Below are 17,077 nucleotides of genomic sequence, written 5' to 3' on the forward strand. Positions count from 1 at the left end.
CTCCCCCTCAGCCCCGGACCCGCAGGCGGTCGGTGCTGTCCTCGCTCGGCTGTACGACGACGATGCCCTGGCCCGAGAAGGCCATCTGGTATGCCTCGCCGCTGCCCCGCCCGATGAGGGAGGACGCCTTGAAGCTGCGCTTGCCCTTGACCTTGAGCGCGGGCGACCAGGCGACGAGCGCGTCGGGGTCGACGTACGTCTCGTCCTCGCCGCGGCCGCAGTCGACGACGATCGGCGTGCCGCGCGAGGTGAGCGCGACCCAGCCGGTGCCGGCGATCTCCACGTTGAACAGGCCCTGGCCGGCGAACTTGGCGAGGCCCTTGACCCGCTCGACGCTCCACTGGAGGTGGGCGTCGAAGGCGAGCACGTTGGTGCCGTTGACCGAGATCGAGTCGTTCTGGAGGTTGATGACGACGACGTCGGCGCCGTAGTCGGCGAGGTAGAGCAGTCCGTCGCCGGAGCACTTCATGATGGGCGCGCCCTCGCCGGTGGCCCACTGCTGGGCGACCTGGCGGACGGCGGGCGGGTTGGGCTCGTAGGTGATGAAGCCCTCGTAGGCGACCATCGAGCCGGTCCGTGCGTACAGGTCCTGGCCGGAGGCCATGGCGACCTTGAGCATGGTGCGGCCGTGGTTCTCCATCCGGGCCGCGACGGGGGTCGGGGCGTAGCCCGCGAGTTGCTGGTTCATGACGGGCTCCCTCAGACCTCGTAGGGCTGGACGACGATGAAGTTGCCGGGGGCTCCCCGGAACTGGAGGTTCACGGTCTCCCCGCTGTGGCCCGGGTAGGCGTTGCGGCGGAGCCGCACCTGGCTGGAGAGGACGACCTGGGACGCGGAGGACCAGGCGACGACGGCGTTGCAGTCGGCGAAGGTCGTCGGCGTGACGGGCAGGACGACGGGGACGCCGTGGGTCTTCACGACGACGGTGCCGGTGCCCTGGAACTGCATGGTGAAGAGGGCGCCGCCGGGGATGCCGTGGCCCTCGATGCGGCGGACCTCGTACTGCAGGGACTCGTCGAACGCGAGGACGTTCTCGGCGGAGACGCAGATGCCGTCGCCCTGGAGCTCGATCGGGTGCAGGTGGGCGCCGTTCTCGGCGAGGAAGACCTGGCCGCGGCCGGTGCAGCGCATGAGCTGCATCTCCTGGCCGGTGGCGTTGCCGACGATCCGGCCGGCGAAGCCCGCGCCCTTGTAGCCGAAGTCGACCTTGCCCTGGTACATGACCATGGAGCCCTGGCGGGCGAGGACGGGGACGCCGCCCATGGCCAGGTCGACCCGCATGAGCTGCTGGTTCTGCGGGGTCCAGCGGGCGCCGGTGGCGGTCTCCTTGTACGGCGCGAGCGCGGCGGCGAGCCCCGCTCCGGTGGCCGGCACGCCCTGCGGCACGCCGGGCTGCTGCCCGTACGCCGGGGGCTGCTGCCCGTACGGGCCGGGGTCGGGCTGCCCGTACGGGGGCGTCTGCTGCGGCTGTCCGTACGGGGCCTGCGGCGGCTGGCCCTGACCGGGGTACTGGCCCGGGATCTGTCCGGGGTACTGGCCGGGAGGCTGGCCCGGGACCTGGCCGTACTGCGGCTGCGGCGGCTGCCCGTAGGGGGCGGGGGCCGGCGCCGGCGGCGGCACGGGAGCCGGGGCCAGCGGCGCGACCATCGTCGGCTGCGTGTGGACCGGCGCCGGCGGGGCCGGCGCGGGCGGGGCCGGCGGAGCACCGAACGCGGGCGCGGGGGCCGGCGCGGGCGCGCCGAAGGCCGGGGGCGCCGCCGCCTGCGGCGGCGGGGCGAAGCCGGGGGCCGCGGCCTGCTGCTGCGGGGCGGCCGGCTCGTCCTCGGCGACCTCGCCGCCGAAGTTCCGCAGGAGCGCCTCCAGGCCTCCGTCGAAGCCCTGGCCGACGGCGGCGAACCGCCACACGTCCTTGAGGTAGAAGTCGCCGAGCATCACCGCGCGTTCGGTGGAGAACTCCGCGCCCGTGAACGCGTAGCGCGCGACCTCCTCGCCGCCCGCCACGATCCGCAGGTGACCGGGGCCGACCTGGGACATCTGGCCAGCGCCGTCGATCGTCGCGGTGAACGACAGCTTGTGGATGTTCGCGGGGATGCGGTCGAGGGTGACGCGGAAGGACTCGGTGTCACCGGACTGCGCGCCGAGCAGCTGGATGGACTCCTCGGGCGACTTCGGCTGGTTGAAGAAGACGAAGTAGCGGTCGTCGGAGAGACGCTCGTCCGCGTCGAGTCCGAAGCAGCTGATGTCGAAAGTGAGTCCGGGCGCCGCGATCTGCACACCGACGTACAGATCGGTCCCCGCGGTCAGATCACTGATCTTGGCCTTGTGGCCGCGTTGGAATTCCCTGGCCATGCGTAACGACCGTCCCCCATCCCGAATGGCGAATGCTCGCGCCAGGCTAACCGCTGGGCACGACATTGAGACAGGCCAGGTCCTCTTCGGTACGGAATCGGGAAAACCCGCGCACGCGCGCGCGGCGGCCCCGTCACTCCTCGCGAGCGGCCTCGCCGGCGGCCGGAAGGTGCGGCAGCCGCGCGGCGGCGACCACGCCCTCCAGGTAGCCGCGCGCCCGCTCGGTGCGGGGGTACGCCTCCAGGAGCCGCCAGAACCTCGGACCGTGCCCGGGGACGAGGAGGTGGGCCAGCTCGTGCAGGAGGACGTAGTCGACGACGTACTCGGGCATGCCCTGGAGCCGGTGCGAGAGGCGGATGCTGCCCTCGGAGGGGGTGCAGGAGCCCCAGCGGGTGTTCTGGTTGGTCACCCAGCGGACGGAACGGGGGCGGGCACGGCCGTCGAAGTACTGCTCCGAGAGGTGCAGCGCGCGCTCGGTGAGCTCGCGGTCGCCGAGGACGCCGCGGCTCTCCTGGGCGGCGAGCTTGTCCAGCATGACGCCCACCCAGCGGCGCTCCTCCGCCTCCGACATGCGGGCCGGGATGAGCACGATCGTCCGGTCGCCCTCGCGGTAGGCCGAGACGGTTCTGCTCCGCCGTGGGCTTCTGCGGACCTCGACCGCGCTCGTCCCCGCCCCGCGGGGCGGTTCGCTGGTCACGCTGCGCTGTGGGTCGGCGGGCACGGCCCCGACGTTACCCGCTGTCCGAGGGGGAAGTCCCGTCCCGGGAGCGGTTTCGGAAACGATCAGACCCCACCGCTCACCATATTGAACGACTAATCCCCTGACCTGTGGACAACTTTCGGCGGCCGTCGCGGCGGCGGGGCATTCTCGCCCCGGGGCGACGGAATGCGTTGTCGATCATGAATGACCTCTCGGACGGGGGCGGGGAAATGCATCCGATGGTGAAACCGGCGCTGCGGCGGGCGTGGCGGAGTCTGCGGTGCGTGCAGTTCGGCGTCGCCCCGGCGCACGCGGTGGTGCTCGACCCGGTCGACCCGGCGACGGGGGCGGTGCTCGGGCTGCTCGACGGCACCCGCGGGACCGCGCTGCTGCGGGCCGAGGTCCGGGCGCTCGGCCTCCCGGACGGACGCCTGGAGGCGCTCCTGGGCCGGCTGGAGTCGGCCGGGCTGCTCACGGACGCCGCGACCGGTCGGCCGGGGAGGGCGGGTCCGGCCGCCGGCGCGGTGGACGTGGCGCTCGATCCCCTCCGCGCCGACCTGGCCTCCCTCTCCGTGGTGCACCCCGAGCCGGACCGGGCGGCGCGGACCCTGGCGGCCCGGCGGGCCCTGCGCGTCCAGGTCCGGGGCGCGGGCCGGGTGGGGACGGCGGTGGCGGCCCTGCTCGCGGCGGCGGGCGTCGGCTCGGTCGAGGTCCTGGACGCGGGCCGGGTCGAGCCCTGGGAGACGTCTCCGGGCGGACTGCCCGCCGAGTCCGTCGGTGAGCGCAGGGCGACGGCGGCCCGGCGCCTGGTGGGGCGCTGGACCCGGGAGGCGGGACGGCCCGGACGGCCCGGCGGGACACGTGGCCGCTGCGAACGGAGCGGATCGGGTGAAGGCCGGGGCGAGCCCGGGTTGTCACTCGTCGTGGTGACACCACGGGACGGTCTCGGGGCGTACGTCCCCGATCCGGTCCCCGCCGAGCCGTGGGTCTCCACCGGCATCCCTCACCTCTACGCGGGCGTCCTGGAGGCGACGGGGGTGGTCGGACCTCTCGTGCTGCCGGGCGGCACGGCCTGTGCTCGGTGCCTCCAGGAGGAGCGGACGGACCGGGACCCGGTGACGCCCCGGCTCCTCGCCCAGTGGCGCTCCGGCGCCCCGCATCCGCTGCCCGCCTGCGACCTGGGCCTCGCGACGGCGGTCGCCGGGCTGGCCGCCGCGCATGCGCTGGCCTTCCTGGACGGGGACCTCCCGGCGAGCACCGGCACCCGATGGGAGGCCTCGCTGCCGCTCCTGGAGTGGCGGGCGGAGCGGCTGAGACCGCACCCGGCGTGCCCCTGCGGGGCGGCGCGCGGAGAAGAGGGGGAGCGCGCCTCGGCGGTCGGGGACGCGCAGGACACAATGGCGGGGTAACGGCCCTGCGCGGCACGGCAGTCTGGGTTTTGGAGGGGCGTATGTCTGATCTTCCCCGGAAGGCGGTCACCCGGACCGCCAAGTTGGCCGCGTTGCCTCTGGGCTTCGCGGGCCGGGCCACCTGGGGTCTGGGCAAGCGGATCGGCGGCAGATCGGCGGAGCTCGTCGCCCGCGAGCTGCAGCAGCGCACGGCCGAGCAGCTGTTCAAGGTGCTCGGTGAGCTCAAGGGCGGGGCCATGAAGTTCGGACAGGCGCTGTCCGTCTTCGAGTCGGCCCTGCCGGAGGAGGTCGCCGGGCCCTACCGGGCGGCGCTGACGAAGCTTCAGGACGCGGCCCCGCCGATGCCGACGCGCACGGTGCACGCGGTCCTGGAGGAGCGGCTCGGTGCCGAGTGGCGTGAGCTGTTCCTGGAGTTCGAGGACAAGCCGGCGGCGGCGGCCTCGATCGGGCAGGTGCACCGGGCCGTGTGGCACGACGGGCGCGAGGTCGCGGTGAAGGTGCAGTACCCGGGTGCCGGGGAGGCGCTGCTCTCGGACCTGACGCAGCTGAGCCGCTTCGCCCGGCTCCTCGGCCCGCTGGTCCCGGGCATGGACATCAAGCCGCTGATCGCGGAGATGCGGGACCGGGTGTCGGAGGAGCTGGACTACGCCCTCGAGGCGGAGGCCCAGCGGATCCACGCGGAGGAGTTCGCGGACGATCCCGACGTGGTGGTGCCGGCGGTGGTGCACCAGTCGGAGCAGATCCTCGTGACGGAGTGGATGGACGGGGTGCCGCTCGCGGAGGTGATCGCGGACGGCACGGAGGCGCAGCGCGACCGGGCGGGCCAGCTGCTCGCCCGCTTCCTCTTCTCGGGCCCCGCGCGCACGGGTCTGCTGCACGCCGATCCACACCCCGGGAACTTCCGGCTGCTGCCCGGCGCGGACGAGGACGAGGGGCCGGAGGGCTGGCGGCTCGGCGTCCTCGACTTCGGCACGGTGGACCGGCTGCCGGGCGGGCTGCCGGAGACGATCGGCACGTGTCTGCGGATGGCGGTCGCCGGGGAGGCCGACACGGTCTACGAGCTCCTGTGCGCGGAGGGCTTCGTCAAGGAGTCCGTCGCGCTGGACCCGGACGCGGTCCTCGCCTACCTGCTGCCGATCATCGAGCCGGCCGAGGTGGAGGCATTCGCGTTCAGCCGCGGCTGGATGCGGACGCAGGCGGCCCGGATCGCCGATCCCCGCTCCCCCGCGCACCAGTTGGGCAAGCAGCTGAACCTGCCGCCGTCGTATCTGCTGATACACCGGGTGACGCTGAGCACGATCGGGGTGCTCTGCCAGCTGAACGCGACGGTCGGCCTGCGAACGGAACTGGCGAACTGGCTCCCCGGCTTCGAGGCCGAGGACCCCGCGTAGGGACGCCGCCCCGCCGTGCGGGCCCGGGCGCCCGGCGGGGCGGTGTCCACGACGGCGGGGCGCAACCCGCAGCGGGCGGCTCGGCGCCTACCACCAGGACGAGTCGAGGCGGCCCTCGATCGCGCGGATGTTCTCCCGCGCGCACTCCTCGCAGAAGTACTCCCGCCGGCCGTTCTCGACCGAGCAGGTCCAGGTCACCGGGACGGACTCGGCGGTCTTGCCGCAGCGGGCGCAGACGACGGGCTCCTTGGCGGCGCGGGCTTCGTTCACCCTGGTGACGATAGCCCGGCGCGGGGTCGCGGTGCGGACAACGCACCGCGGGGGCCGGTCCGTTCGGACCGGCCCCCGCGGAGGCATCACGGCGATGCTCAGTGCATGACGGCCATGGCGAGCGCGCGGCGGGCGCGCAGCGAGACGCGCTCGGCGCGGCGCTGCATGCGCCGGGCGGCGACCAGGCGCACGGCCTGGCGTTCCGCGTCGGCCTCACGCTGTCGCTCATGCATATGGGCACGGGCCAGGGCTTCGGGGGCGAGTTGCATTTCACGGGTCCTGTTCTGACGCGCGGTGTGCGCGGCGGCGGGGGAGAAGACTGAGGTCGCGGAGCCGGCGGGCTCGCTGGTGGAAGAGGTCATCGGGGCCTGCTTCTGGGGATCGTGCGTGAGGGGACGGTCGATGGTTCCGGTGGCGCTCATGCCGCGACGACCGGGTTCTTGCGCGGACGGCCACGGGGCCGCTTGCGGGCGACGACCACGCCCTGGACGAAGAGCTCGCCACCCCAGACACCCCAGGGCTCGCGGCGCTCCTTGGCGCCGGCCAGGCAGGCCGCGACGAGCGGGCAGGTCTGGCAGAGGGACTTCGCGTACTCGACGTCGGCCGGGGACTCCGCGAAGAAGACCTCGGGGTCGTAGGCGCGACACGGTACGGGGACGCCGAGGTTCTCGATGGCGTCGTCGAGCGCGGTGAGCGCGGTGAGGGGGGTCAAAGCGGGGTCCTCCGTGAGGCCGGGCTGGGGGATCGATTCGGAATGCGGTACGGACGGGGCGTGCGCTTCGAGTTGCACGGTGGTCTTTCCTCGTCTGGTCGTTCCGGCCTGTTGGCCGGGGTTTCGGCTGGTACCGGGCGGTGTCTTTCCCGAGGCCCCTTCGCGCCGTCGTCCCCGTTCGGGGACAAACAGAAGGGCCGCGGATCCCGGGTGGGGTTCCGCGGCCCTGAAGGCGCCGGTCTGATCATGGATCAGACTGGATCACTCCAGGGTTCGAGCCCACGGAAGGCCCACATCATGTGGTGGTGCGTCGTCGTCTGCTGCTGGGTTCCGGCACCGGTCGCCGCAAAGCCATAGGCCGTGGCCTTGCCTGCTGCTACTGCTTCCAGTGCCTTGGTCGGTCGCTCATTGCGCGGAGCCACGGCGGCCGTGCCGAGACCGGAAAGACCGGTGACGGGCAGGCCGGCGACGGGCAGACCGGTGCCAATGAGGGCCGAGGCGGAGAGGCCGAGCGAGCAGGCGGAGACGACCGAGCGATCGGTCATTTTGGCCGTGCCGACGATGCTGACGGTGCGGGTCTGAATGGTGGTGCTGATCACTGGAATCGCCTCCTCTCGGCGTCTCAGAGGGCTCGGGTGCGAGCCGGACCCTCGTGTTTATTTGGACAAGTACAGCACGAAGACAGGGCTTCGAAGAAGCACTGTTTCCGTGGTTAAGAACCTATGGGGCTTGACGGGGCGGGCGCAAACTATTTTTCCGACGAGTTTTCCTCAGACCTCGTCCTCGCCCGTCCCACCCTCCTCACCTGCGCAGATGGCCAGGACCTCGGCTCCGAAGCGGTCGAGCTTGCGGACGCCGACGCCGGAGATCGAGGCGAGCTCTCCGTCGGTCGTGGGGACGCGCTCGGCGATCGCCATGAGCGTCTTGTCGGTGAACACGCAATAGGCCGGCTGGCCGAGCTCCCTGGCCTGTTCCGACCGCCAGTCCCTCAGCCGCTCGTACAGGCCCTCGTCCATGTCCGAGGGGCACTCCTCGCAGCGCATCAGCTTCATCGCGCCCGCCTCGGTGAGGGTGGCGCCGCAGACCCGGCACCGGACGGGGCCGCGGAGCCCCCGCCGGCGCAGGCCGCTCCCCCGCTCGACGGAGCCGGAGGCGCCGCCGGAGCCGACGGTGCCGAGGGAGCCGGAGCCGGGCCGCAGGCCCTTGAGGAAGCGGCTGGGGCGCCGGTTGGCGCGGCCGCCCGGGGAGCGGGAGAGCGCCCAGGAGAGCGTGAGGTGGACCCGGGCCCGGGTGACGCCCACGTACAGCAGGCGGCGCTCCTCCTCGACCTGCTCGTCGGTCTTGGCGTACGTGATCGGCATCATGCCCTCGGTGAGGCCGACCAGGAAGACGGCGTCCCATTCGAGGCCCTTGGCCGCGTGCAGCGAGGCGAGGGTGACGCCCTGGACGGTCGGGGCGTGCTGGGCGGCGGCCCGCTCGTCGAGCTCGGCGACCAGGTCGGAGAGGGTGGCTTCGGGCTTGGCGCGGGCGAAGTCCTCGGCGAGCCGGACGAGGGCGGCGAGGGACTCCCAGCGGTCGCGGACGGCGCCGGAGCCGGCGGGCGGGCGGGTCGTCCAGCCCTTGGTGGAGAGGACGGCCCTGACCTGTGCGGGCAGGTCCTCGGCGTCGTCGAGGAGCGAGTCGTTGGCCCCGGCGCGGGCGGCGCCGCGCAGGGCGATGCCCGCCTCCCGCACCTCCTGGCGCTCGAAGAAGCGCTCGGCGCCTCGGAGCTGGTAGGGCACTCCGGCGTCGGCGAGGGCCTGCTCGTAGACCTCGGACTGGGCGTTGATCCGGTAGAGGACGGCGATCTCGCCGGCCGGGACTCCGGCGGCGATGAGGTCGCGGATGCGGCGGGCGGTGCCCTCGGCCTCGGCGGGCTCGTCGGCGTACTCCGTGTAGACCGGCTCGGGGCCCGGGTCGCGCTGCGAGATCAGCTCCAGGCGGTGCTCGGCGGCCCGGCCGTGGGCCTGGCTGAGCAGTCCGTTCGCCAGGTGGACGACCTGCGGGGTGGAACGGTAGTCGCGGACCAGCTTCACGACCGTGGCATCCGGATGCCGGGTGCGGAAGTTCAGCAGGTGGTCGGGGGTGGCGCCGGTGAAGGAGTAGATCGTCTGGCTGGCGTCGCCGACGACGCAGAGGTTGTCCCGGTCGCCGAGCCACAGGTCGAGCAGCCGCTGCTGGAGCGGGGAGACGTCCTGGTACTCGTCGACGACGAAGTGCTGGTACTGGCGGCGGATCTGGTCGGCGATGTCGTGCCGGTCCTGGAGGATGCCGACGGTGAGCAGCAGCACGTCCTCGAAGTCGATCACCGAGCGGTCGCGCTTCAGCTGCTCGTACATGGCATAGATCTGGCCGATCTCGGCCGGGTCCCGCGGGGCCTCCCTGACGGACTTGGCGACGGCGGCCGGGTAGTCGGCGGGGACGGTCTGGGTGACCTTGGCCCACTCGATCTCGCCGGTCACGTCCCTGAGCTCGTTCCGGTCGAGCCGGATCCGGCAGCGGGCCGCGGCGTCGGCGACCAGCTGGACCTTCCGCTCCAGGAGGCGGGGCAGCTCGCCACCGACTGCTTTCGGCCAGAAGAACTGGAGCTGCCGGAGGGCCGCGGAGTGGAAGGTGCGCGCCTGGACGCCGCCCGCGCCGAGCTGCCGGAGCCGGCCGCGCATCTCGCCCGCGGCGCGGTTGGTGAACGTGACGGCGAGCACACTGGCGGGCTGCAGGATGCCCGCCCGCACCCCGTACGCGATGCGGTGGGTGATGGCCCGGGTCTTGCCCGTACCGGCTCCCGCGAGGACGCACACCGGTCCGTTGAGGGCAAGGGCGACCTCGCGCTGCTCGGGGTCGAGCCCGTCGAGCACCGCGTCGGCCGTCTCCGGGACCTGCGGGAAGAGAGTGGAGTGCGTTGCTGCTGTCACCCCCCAATGCTGCCAGGTCGGGCGAGCTCGCCGTCGAGGCTCGTCCACAGGCACGTGCCGCCGGTCATACGAATTCCGGGAATGGCGCCGGGAGGGCGTACGTTCTCCTTCTCGGCACCTGTCCGCGAACAAGAGGAGCGCCTGGCCATGCAGGGCACTGTGACGATGTACAGCACCACGTGGTGCGGCTACTGCCGTCGGCTGAAGAGCCAGATGGACCGCGAGGGCATCGCGTACACGGAGATCAACATCGAGCAGGACCCCGACTCGGCGGCTTTCGTCGAGAAGGCCAACGGCGGCAACCAGACGGTCCCGACCGTCCTCTTCCCGGACGGTTCGACCCTGACGAACCCGAGCCTGGCTCAGGTCAAGCAGAAGATCGGCGTCTGACGCCCGCACGACACGACCCCCGACCGGCCCGAGGCCGGCCGGGGGTTTTCCGTACGTCCGCGGCAGCGCCGACGGGTCAGAGCGCGAGCACGGGCCGGGTGGAGAGCTCCTCCCCCATGTCGTCGCCTTCCGGGCCGTACACGAACTCGGTCATGGACGGGTTGCGGTGTGCGGTGGCCAGGGGCAGCCAGGCCAGCAGGTGGCCGTAGCCGCCGCACACCGACTCACCGCCGTCTCCGCCGTGGACCGCGGTGGTGTCGCTCGTCAGCTCCGACCGGTACGTGTCGTAGGCGATGCGCAGGCCGAAGGCGCTCGGCTCGTTCCGCGGGGCCGGGCCGTCCCCGTAGGGGAGCTCGTCGAGGGGGCAGTCGTTCCCCCACCGGAACAGGGTCCCCGCCCCGGCCCCGCACGCGTGCTCCCACTCGTCGGAGGTCGGCATCCGCAGGCCGCGCTCCGCGAGCACCGCCGGCATCTCGGCGGGCGGCTCGGTCAGGTCCTCGTCCTCCACGGCCATGAGCACCGTCGGCAGCACGACGCTCCGGCGGGGGCTGAGCACCTGCGCCAGGTGGGCCCGCAGGTCGGGTCCGTCGGCGAAGCCCCGCTCCAGGCTCTCGGCGTAGTCGGCTGCCTGCCAAGGCGTCGGCTGCCAGCCGTCCGGGTCGAAGCCGAGGGTCACCGGGCCTCCGGGTATCAGCGCGAACGCCTGCCTGTCGCGCTCGATCCGGACCCGGTGCAGCGGGCCACCGAGGTGCTCCGTGGTCTCGACGAGGGCCACCCGGCCGTCCACCCGAAGCGCGGCCTCCTCGGCGAAGCGGCGGGCGGCGGGCAGGTCGAAGGACCGCCACCGGGCGAGCGTGAGGTCGGTGAGTGACATGAACCGCAGTGTCGCAGCCGGGTACGACAAAGCCCCCGGCCCGAAGGCCGGGGGCTTCCCGTCGCTCAGATCACGTCGCCCGGCTTCGGGAGCGGCTTGCCGTACCAGCGCTCGATCAGGCGGGAGGCGATCGAGATGCCGTACGGGGGCAGCACCTCGCCCGACTCGAAGGCGGCGGCCAGGTCCTCGCGGGAGAACCAGCGGGCCTCGTGGATCTCCTCGCCGTCCACGTTTATCTCCGAGGACGTGGCCTGGGCGAAGAAGCCCAGCATCAGGCTGGACGGGAACGGCCAGGGCTGGCTGGCGATGTACTCGACCTCGCCGACCGTGACACCGGCCTCCTCGAAGACCTCGCGGGCCACCGACGCCTCGATGGACTCGCCCGGCTCCACGAAGCCGGCGAGGGTCGAGAAGCGGCCCTCCGGCCAGTGCACCTGACGGCCCAGCAGCGCCCGGTCCTGGTCGTCGGTGACCAGCATGATCACCGCGGGGTCGGTGCGCGGGTAGTGCTCGGCGCCGCAGGCCTGGCAGCGGCGGACGTGCCCGGCGGCCGCGATGACCGTGCGCTCGCCGCAGCGCGAGCAGAAGCGGTGGAGGCGCTGCCAGTTCTCCAGGGCGACGGCGTGGACCATGAGGCCCGCGTCCCGGTCGGAGAGGAGCAGACCCGCTTCGCGCAGCCCGGCCGGGCGCGCGGACTGGTCCATGCGGCCGGGCAGGGAGTCCTTCTGGAGCGCGAAGTACGAGACGCCGTCGGCGTCCGTGCCCAGGAAGTAGCGGTGGGTCTCGGTGACCGGGGCCTCGAAGGCCGGCGTCATGACCAGTTCGGTCGTGCCGTCGGGGCCGTCGTCGATCAGCACCTGACCGCCCGAGACCACGAAGACCCGGGTCGTCGGGTGGCTCCAGGCCGCCGCCAGCCACGCCTCGTCGAGGCGGTGGTGGGCGGCGCGGTCGATTCCGCTCGGGGCGGTGAGCGAGATCGGGCGGTCCGCCGGCGCCTGCTCGGGGCTGCTCGACGCGTTCTTCAAGGTGCTCACAGGTGCTTCCAACTCCCCCGGATCGGTGTGTGGGTTCAGCGCGCGGCGGTGTGGAGGGCGGCGGGCAGGTCGCCCCACAGGTACGCGGTCGTCTCGACGCCCTTCATGAGGAGATCCAGCTCGATCTTCTCGTTGGGGGCGTGCCAGCCGTCGGACGGGACGGAGATGCCGAGGAACAGGACGGGCGCCTCCAGGACGTCCTGGAGGTCGGCGGCCGGTCCGGAGCCGCCCTCGCGGGTGTAGCGGACCTTGGCGCCGTCGAAGGCCCGGCTCATGGCCACGGCCACCGCGTTGAGGGCGGGGTGGTCGAGGGGGGTGAGGCAGGGGCGGGTCGGGGCGCCGAAGACGATCTCGTACCGGATGCCGGCGGGGACGAGTCCGGCGAGCCAGTCCCGTACCGCGAGCTCGATCTTCGCCGGGTCCTGGCCCGCGACGAGCCGGAACGACAGCTTGAGCTGGGCGGAGGCGGGGACGATCGTCTTGCCGCCGGGGCCCTGGTAGCCGCCGCCGATGCCGTTGACCTCGGCGGTCGGCCGGGCCCAGACCCGCTCCAGGGTCGTGAAGCCGGCCTCTCCGAGGGTGCCGTGGGACTTGGCCGTCCGCAGCCAGGCCTCCTCGTCGAAGGGCAGCTCGGCGACGAGGGCCCGCTCGGCTTCGGTGAGTTCCGTCACGCCGTCGTAGAAGCCGGGGATCGCCACGTGCTCGCGCTCGTCGTGGAGGGCTGCGACGATCCGGCCCGCGACGGTGGCCGGGTTCGGCACGGCGCCGCCGAAGGAGCCGGAGTGGATGTCCTGGTCGGGGCCGTACAGCTCGATCTCGCAGTCGGCGACCCCGCGCATGCCGGTGCAGACGGTCGGGGTGGTCTCGGACCACATGCCGGTGTCGGAGACGATCACGGCATCGGCGGCGAGGCGGTCCGCGTGCGCCTCGACGAGCTCCCGGAAGTGCGGGGAGCCCGACTCCTCCTCGCCCTCGACGATCAGCTTGAGGTTGACGGCGGGCGCGGTGCGGCCGGTGGCGGCGAGGTGGGCGCGGACACCGAGGGTGTGGAAGAACACCTGGCCCTTGTCGTCGGCGGCCCCGCGCGCGTACATCCGGCCGTCGACCACCGTCGGCTCGAACGGGTCCGTGTGCCAGCCGTCCTCACGGGCCGCGGGCTGCACGTCGTGGTGGCCGTAGACGAGGACGGTCGGGGCGTCCGGGTCGCCGGACGGCCACTCGGCGAAGACGGCGGGGGCGCCGTCGGTCTCCCAGACCTCGACCGTGGTGAAGCCGGTCTCCGTCAGCTTGGCGGCGAGCCACTCGGCGCTGCGCCGTACGTCCCCGGCGCGGTCCGGCTGGGCCGACACGGAGGGGATCCGCAGCCACTCGGCAAGGTCGCCGAGGAAGGCGTCACGGTGCTGCTCGACGTACGTGCGTACGGTGCGGACGGCGCTGTCCGGGGTCTCGCTCATGCCCACGAGCCTATCCGGCGTCCGGGGGTGCCCCGCCCAGCAGGATGGCCTCCAGCTCCGTGCGGCCCGGCAGGCGGGCGGGACGGGCCACCTCACCCGTTCGGACGTACACGAACGCCGCGGCCACCTCCTCCGGCGCGAGGCCGTGCTGCTCGGCCCACGCCAGCCGGTAGATCGCGAGCTGGAGCGGATCCGCGGAGCGGTCCCGGCTGGTCTTCCAGTCGACGATCTCGTACGCGCCGGACTCCGGGTCCCGGTAGACGGCGTCGATCCTGCCCCGCACGACCCGGCCCGCGAGGGAGAGGTGCACGGGGACCTCGACGCGGTACGGGGTGCGGTGGGCGTACGGGGTGCGGGCGAAGGCCTCCTTGAGCTCGTCGAGGTCCCGCTCGTCGAGGATCTCCGGCTCGCCCGCGAAGTCCTCGCCGCCGGGGAGGTCCTCCGGACCGAGGAACGGCAGCGGCAGCTCCTCGAAACGGGACTCCACCCACGCGTGGAAGCGGGTGCCCCGACGGGCCGCGGGCTGCGGCGGCTTCGGCATGGGCCGGGCCAGCTCCTGGGCGAAGCCGTCGGGATCGGCGGCGAGGCGCAGGACCTGGGAGGCGGAGAGGTACGCGGGGAGCAGGACGTCACGGGTGGTCGCGCGGGCGCGGCGGAGCTCCGTGGTGAGGGCGGTGAGGTCTCTGTCCCAGGAGGCGATGGTTCTCGTGTCCTCGGGGGTGAGTTCCTCGTACGGCTCCGGGGGCAGGGCCTCGGGCTTCCTCGGGGCCGGGACCGCGTCCTTGTGGAGGTCCTCCGGGAAGGCCTCCTCGTCCCAGACGGGTTCCTCCTCGTCGGGCCAGAGGTCCTCGGGGTCGGGGCCCTGGGAGTCGGGCGCCGTGCTCGGGGGCTTGTGCCCGCCCTCCCCCGGGCTCTCGGCTTCGCTCGGGCAGGGGGAACCCCCATCGCCCTGCGAAACGTATGCCCACAACCGGCGGCCGACTGCCTCCGCCGCTTCCCTGCGCCGCTTGAACGACTCCTCGTCCAGGGGCAGCGGCCAGGCCTGGTCCTTGTTCTGTTCCGTCAGGGACGGGTTCTCCGTGTCCGGTTCCGGTTCTTCCGCCCAGTGCTCGATCTCGCCGTGGCCCGCCGTGCAGTGGTCGTACAGCGCGTGGAGGAAGTCCGAGGGGCCCCGGGGCTTCTTCTGAGCGGGGCCCCACCAGTGGGCGGAGCCGAGGAGGAGGGAGCGGGGGCGGGTGAAGGTGACGTAGCCGAGGCGGAGTTCCTCGGTGTGCTGGTGGTCCCGCATCTCGTTCTTGAAGGCCGTGAGGGACTTGGCGTCCCAGGTGTCGAGGCCCGGCAGGGTGGCCGCGTCGCCGCGCAGGGCGTGCGGGAGGACCTGGGGCTGCGAGGTCCACGACTCGCGCGCGCGGGCGCTCGGGAACTGGCCGGTGACGAGGCCGGGGACGGCGACGACGTCCCATTCGAGGCCCTTGGACTTGTGGGCGGTGAGGACCTTCACGGTGTTCTCGCCGCCCGGCAGGGCGTTGTCGAGGCCCTTCTCGAACTGGACGGCCGTGCGCAGGAAGCCGAGGAAGGCGAGGAGGCTGGCCTCGCCGTCGAGGGAGGCGAAGCCGGCGGCGATGTCGAGGAACTGGCCGAGGGTCTCGCGGCGGCGGGCCGCGAGCGCGTGCGGGGAGGCGGAGAGCTCGACCTCGAGGCCGGTGGCGGCGAGGACGCGGTGCAGCACGTCCATGAGGGGGTCGGCGAGGGAGGTGCGCAGGGCGCGCAGCTCGGTGGCGAGGCGCGCGAAGCGGACCCGGGCCTCGGCGGAGAAGGCCAGGCCGTCGTCGGTGCCGCCGGAGTCGAGGAAGGTGTCGAGCGCGTCGGCGAGGGAGACGACCTCGGCCGGGTCGACGCCCTCGACGGCGGCGGCGAGCCGCTGCTCGGGGTCCGTCTCCTCGCCGCCCCGGTGGACCAGGAGGCGGGCGCGGCGGCCGAGGAGGGCGAGGTCGCGGGCGCCGATGCGCCAGCGGGGGCCGGTGAGGAGGCGGACCAGGGCGGCGTTGGCCCCCGGGTCCTGGAGGACCTCGCAGACGGCGACGAGGTCGGCGATCTCGGGGAGGTGGAGGAGGCCGGAGAGGCCGACGACCTCGACGGGGACGTCGCGGGCGACGAGGGCCGCGTGGATGGCGGGGAAGTCGGTGGCGGTGCGGCACAGGACGGCGATCTCGCCGGGCTCGCGGCCGGTCCGCACGAGATGGGCGAGGGAGTCGGCGAGCCAGTCGATCTCCTCCGCGTGGGTGGGGAGGAGGGCGATGCGGACGCTGCCGTCGGCCTCGGCGCCCGGGGCGGGGCGCAGCGCCTCCACGCCCGCGTGCATGGCGCGCAGGGGGGCGGCGAGCCCGTTGGCGAGGTCGAGGAGGCGGCCGCCGCTGCGCCGGTTCTCGGAGAGGGAGTAGCGGCTCGCGGGGCTGCCGTCGGCGTGCGGGAAGTGCTCGGGGAAGTCGTCGAGGTTCGCGACGGAGGCGCCGCGCCAGCCGTAGATGGCCTGGCAGGGGTCGCCGACGGCGGTCACGGCGTGTCCCGTGCTGCGGCCGGTGGGGCCCTGGCCGAAGAGTCCGGAGAGCAGGAGCCGCTGGGCGACGGAGGTGTCCTGGTACTCGTCGAGGAGGACGACGCGGAACTCCTCGCGCAGGATCGCGCCGACCTCGGGCCGGGTGGTGGCGAGCTCGGCGGAGCGGGCGATCTGGTCGCCGAAGTCGAGCAGGTCGCGGGAGCGCTTGGCGGCGCGGTAGCGGACGACGAGGTCGAGGAGTTCGCGGCGGGCGGCGGATGCCTCGGGGATCTTGCGCAGTTCGGCGTTGCTGAGCCTGGCGCCGGCGAGGGCGTCGAGGAGCTCGGAGTCGTACGCCCGGAGCCGCTCGGGCGGCACGAGGTGCTCGGCGAGCTCGGCGTCGAGGGCGAGCAGGTCGGTGATGAGCGTCGGGAAGGACCGGGTGAGCGCGGGGTACGGGCCTGGGGCCTCGCGGAGCACGCGCGCGGCGAGCTGGTAGCGGGTGGCGTCGGCGAGGAGGCGGGAGGTGGGCTCCAGGCCGATGCGGAGGCCGTGGTCGGTGAGCAGCTGCCCGGCGAAGGCGTGGTACGTGGAGATGCGGGGCTCGCCCGGGAGGTAGTAGGGGTCGGCGGGAACCGCCGTCGTCGAGGGGTGGTGGCCGGGCGACGGGTGGGACGGGTCGATGAGGTCGGGATCGGTGACGCCGGCGCGGACGAGGGCGGTGCGGACGCGCTCGGCGAGCTCGCCGGCCGCCTTGTTGGTGAAGGTGAGACCGAGGACCTGCTCGGGGGCGACCTGGCCCGTGCCGACCAGCCAGACCACCCGGGCGGCCATCACCGTCGTCTTGCCGGATCCGGCTCCGGCCACGACGACCTGCGGGGCGAGCGGCGCGGTGATGCAGGCCGTCTGCTCCGGGGTGAACGGGATGCCGAGGAGCTCCTTGAGCTGCTCGGGGTCGGTGATGCGTGCGGTCACCTCAAAGAGGCTAACGGGGCCGACCGACAATC

At 73.3% G+C, this 17,077-nt stretch carries 15 protein-coding genes; 3 read left to right on the forward strand and 12 right to left on the reverse strand.

What is annotated here, in order from left to right; translation table 11 throughout:
* Window positions 1-7: 7 nt before the first annotated feature.
* From ACFYX3_RS00990 to ACFYX3_RS01000, 3 genes are all read right to left on the reverse strand, one after another.
* The gene (locus ACFYX3_RS00990; RefSeq protein ID WP_389006877.1) at window positions 8-688 is read right to left on the reverse strand and encodes an AIM24 family protein; all 681 of its coding nucleotides are present in this window, start codon (window positions 686-688) and stop codon (window positions 8-10) included.
* Between the two features lie 11 nt (window positions 689-699).
* Window positions 700-2,349, reverse strand: coding sequence for a TerD family protein (locus ACFYX3_RS00995; RefSeq protein WP_389006880.1), 1,650 nt, complete (start codon window positions 2,347-2,349; stop codon window positions 700-702).
* Between the two features lie 133 nt (window positions 2,350-2,482).
* Window positions 2,483-3,070, reverse strand: a complete 588-nt coding sequence (locus tag ACFYX3_RS01000) for a M48 family metallopeptidase (RefSeq protein ID WP_382660859.1) — start codon at window positions 3,068-3,070, stop codon at window positions 2,483-2,485.
* A gap of 209 nt (window positions 3,071-3,279) precedes the next feature.
* Between ACFYX3_RS01000 and ACFYX3_RS01005 the strand changes: the two genes are divergently transcribed.
* Window positions 3,280-4,458, forward strand: coding sequence for a TOMM precursor leader peptide-binding protein (locus tag ACFYX3_RS01005; RefSeq protein ID WP_389006884.1), 1,179 nt, complete (start codon window positions 3,280-3,282; stop codon window positions 4,456-4,458).
* Between the two features lie 41 nt (window positions 4,459-4,499).
* Window positions 4,500-5,849, forward strand: coding sequence for an ABC1 kinase family protein (locus ACFYX3_RS01010; protein WP_382660857.1), 1,350 nt, complete (start codon window positions 4,500-4,502; stop codon window positions 5,847-5,849).
* An 87-nt stretch (window positions 5,850-5,936) separates the two neighbouring features.
* Here the strand turns inward: ACFYX3_RS01010 and ACFYX3_RS01015 are convergent, their stop codons facing one another.
* From ACFYX3_RS01015 to ACFYX3_RS01035, 5 genes are all read right to left on the reverse strand, one after another.
* Entirely contained in the window at window positions 5,937-6,119 is a 183-nt protein-coding gene (locus ACFYX3_RS01015; protein WP_382660856.1) for a hypothetical protein, read from the reverse strand.
* Between the two features lie 98 nt (window positions 6,120-6,217).
* Window positions 6,218-6,541, reverse strand: a complete 324-nt coding sequence (locus tag ACFYX3_RS01020; protein ID WP_116158968.1) for a hypothetical protein — start codon at window positions 6,539-6,541, stop codon at window positions 6,218-6,220.
* Entirely contained in the window at window positions 6,538-6,909 is a 372-nt protein-coding gene (locus tag ACFYX3_RS01025) for a WhiB family transcriptional regulator (protein ID WP_116158969.1), read from the reverse strand. Before ACFYX3_RS01025 ends, ACFYX3_RS01020 begins: the two co-directional genes overlap by 4 nt.
* A 173-nt stretch (window positions 6,910-7,082) precedes the next feature.
* A complete protein-coding gene (locus ACFYX3_RS01030; RefSeq protein ID WP_389006891.1) occupies window positions 7,083-7,430 on the reverse strand; it encodes a hypothetical protein in 348 nt (115 codons plus the stop codon).
* Window positions 7,431-7,601: 171 nt separating this feature from the next.
* The gene (locus ACFYX3_RS01035) at window positions 7,602-9,782 is read right to left on the reverse strand and encodes an ATP-dependent DNA helicase UvrD2 (protein WP_389006894.1); all 2,181 of its coding nucleotides are present in this window, start codon (window positions 9,780-9,782) and stop codon (window positions 7,602-7,604) included.
* Window positions 9,783-9,929: 147 nt separating this feature from the next.
* Here ACFYX3_RS01035 and ACFYX3_RS01040 point away from each other — a divergent pair, with 147 nt between their 5' ends.
* The gene (locus ACFYX3_RS01040; RefSeq protein WP_030688646.1) at window positions 9,930-10,172 is read left to right on the forward strand and encodes a mycoredoxin; all 243 of its coding nucleotides are present in this window, start codon (window positions 9,930-9,932) and stop codon (window positions 10,170-10,172) included.
* Between the two features lie 76 nt (window positions 10,173-10,248).
* Here ACFYX3_RS01040 and ACFYX3_RS01045 read toward each other — a convergent pair whose 3' ends face one another.
* From ACFYX3_RS01045 to ACFYX3_RS01060, 4 genes are all read right to left on the reverse strand, one after another.
* Entirely contained in the window at window positions 10,249-11,046 is a 798-nt protein-coding gene (locus ACFYX3_RS01045) for a hypothetical protein (RefSeq protein ID WP_389006897.1), read from the reverse strand.
* A gap of 65 nt (window positions 11,047-11,111) precedes the next feature.
* Window positions 11,112-12,080 (reverse strand): NAD(+) diphosphatase, encoded by a 969-nt coding sequence (nudC, locus tag ACFYX3_RS01050; RefSeq protein WP_376594016.1) that lies wholly within the window; start codon window positions 12,078-12,080, stop codon window positions 11,112-11,114.
* A 35-nt stretch (window positions 12,081-12,115) separates the two neighbouring features.
* Window positions 12,116-13,534, reverse strand: a complete 1,419-nt coding sequence (locus ACFYX3_RS01055; RefSeq protein WP_389006900.1) for a dipeptidase — start codon at window positions 13,532-13,534, stop codon at window positions 12,116-12,118.
* Window positions 13,535-13,544: 10 nt separating this feature from the next.
* Complete coding sequence (locus ACFYX3_RS01060; RefSeq protein ID WP_389006902.1) at window positions 13,545-17,045, reverse strand: UvrD-helicase domain-containing protein; 3,501 nt, start codon at window positions 17,043-17,045, stop codon at window positions 13,545-13,547.
* Window positions 17,046-17,077 lie beyond the last annotated feature (32 nt).

Source organism: Streptomyces sp. NPDC002463, from assembly GCF_042889835.1.
Classification (GTDB): Bacteria; Actinomycetota; Actinomycetes; order Streptomycetales; family Streptomycetaceae; genus Streptomyces; species Streptomyces nymphaeiformis.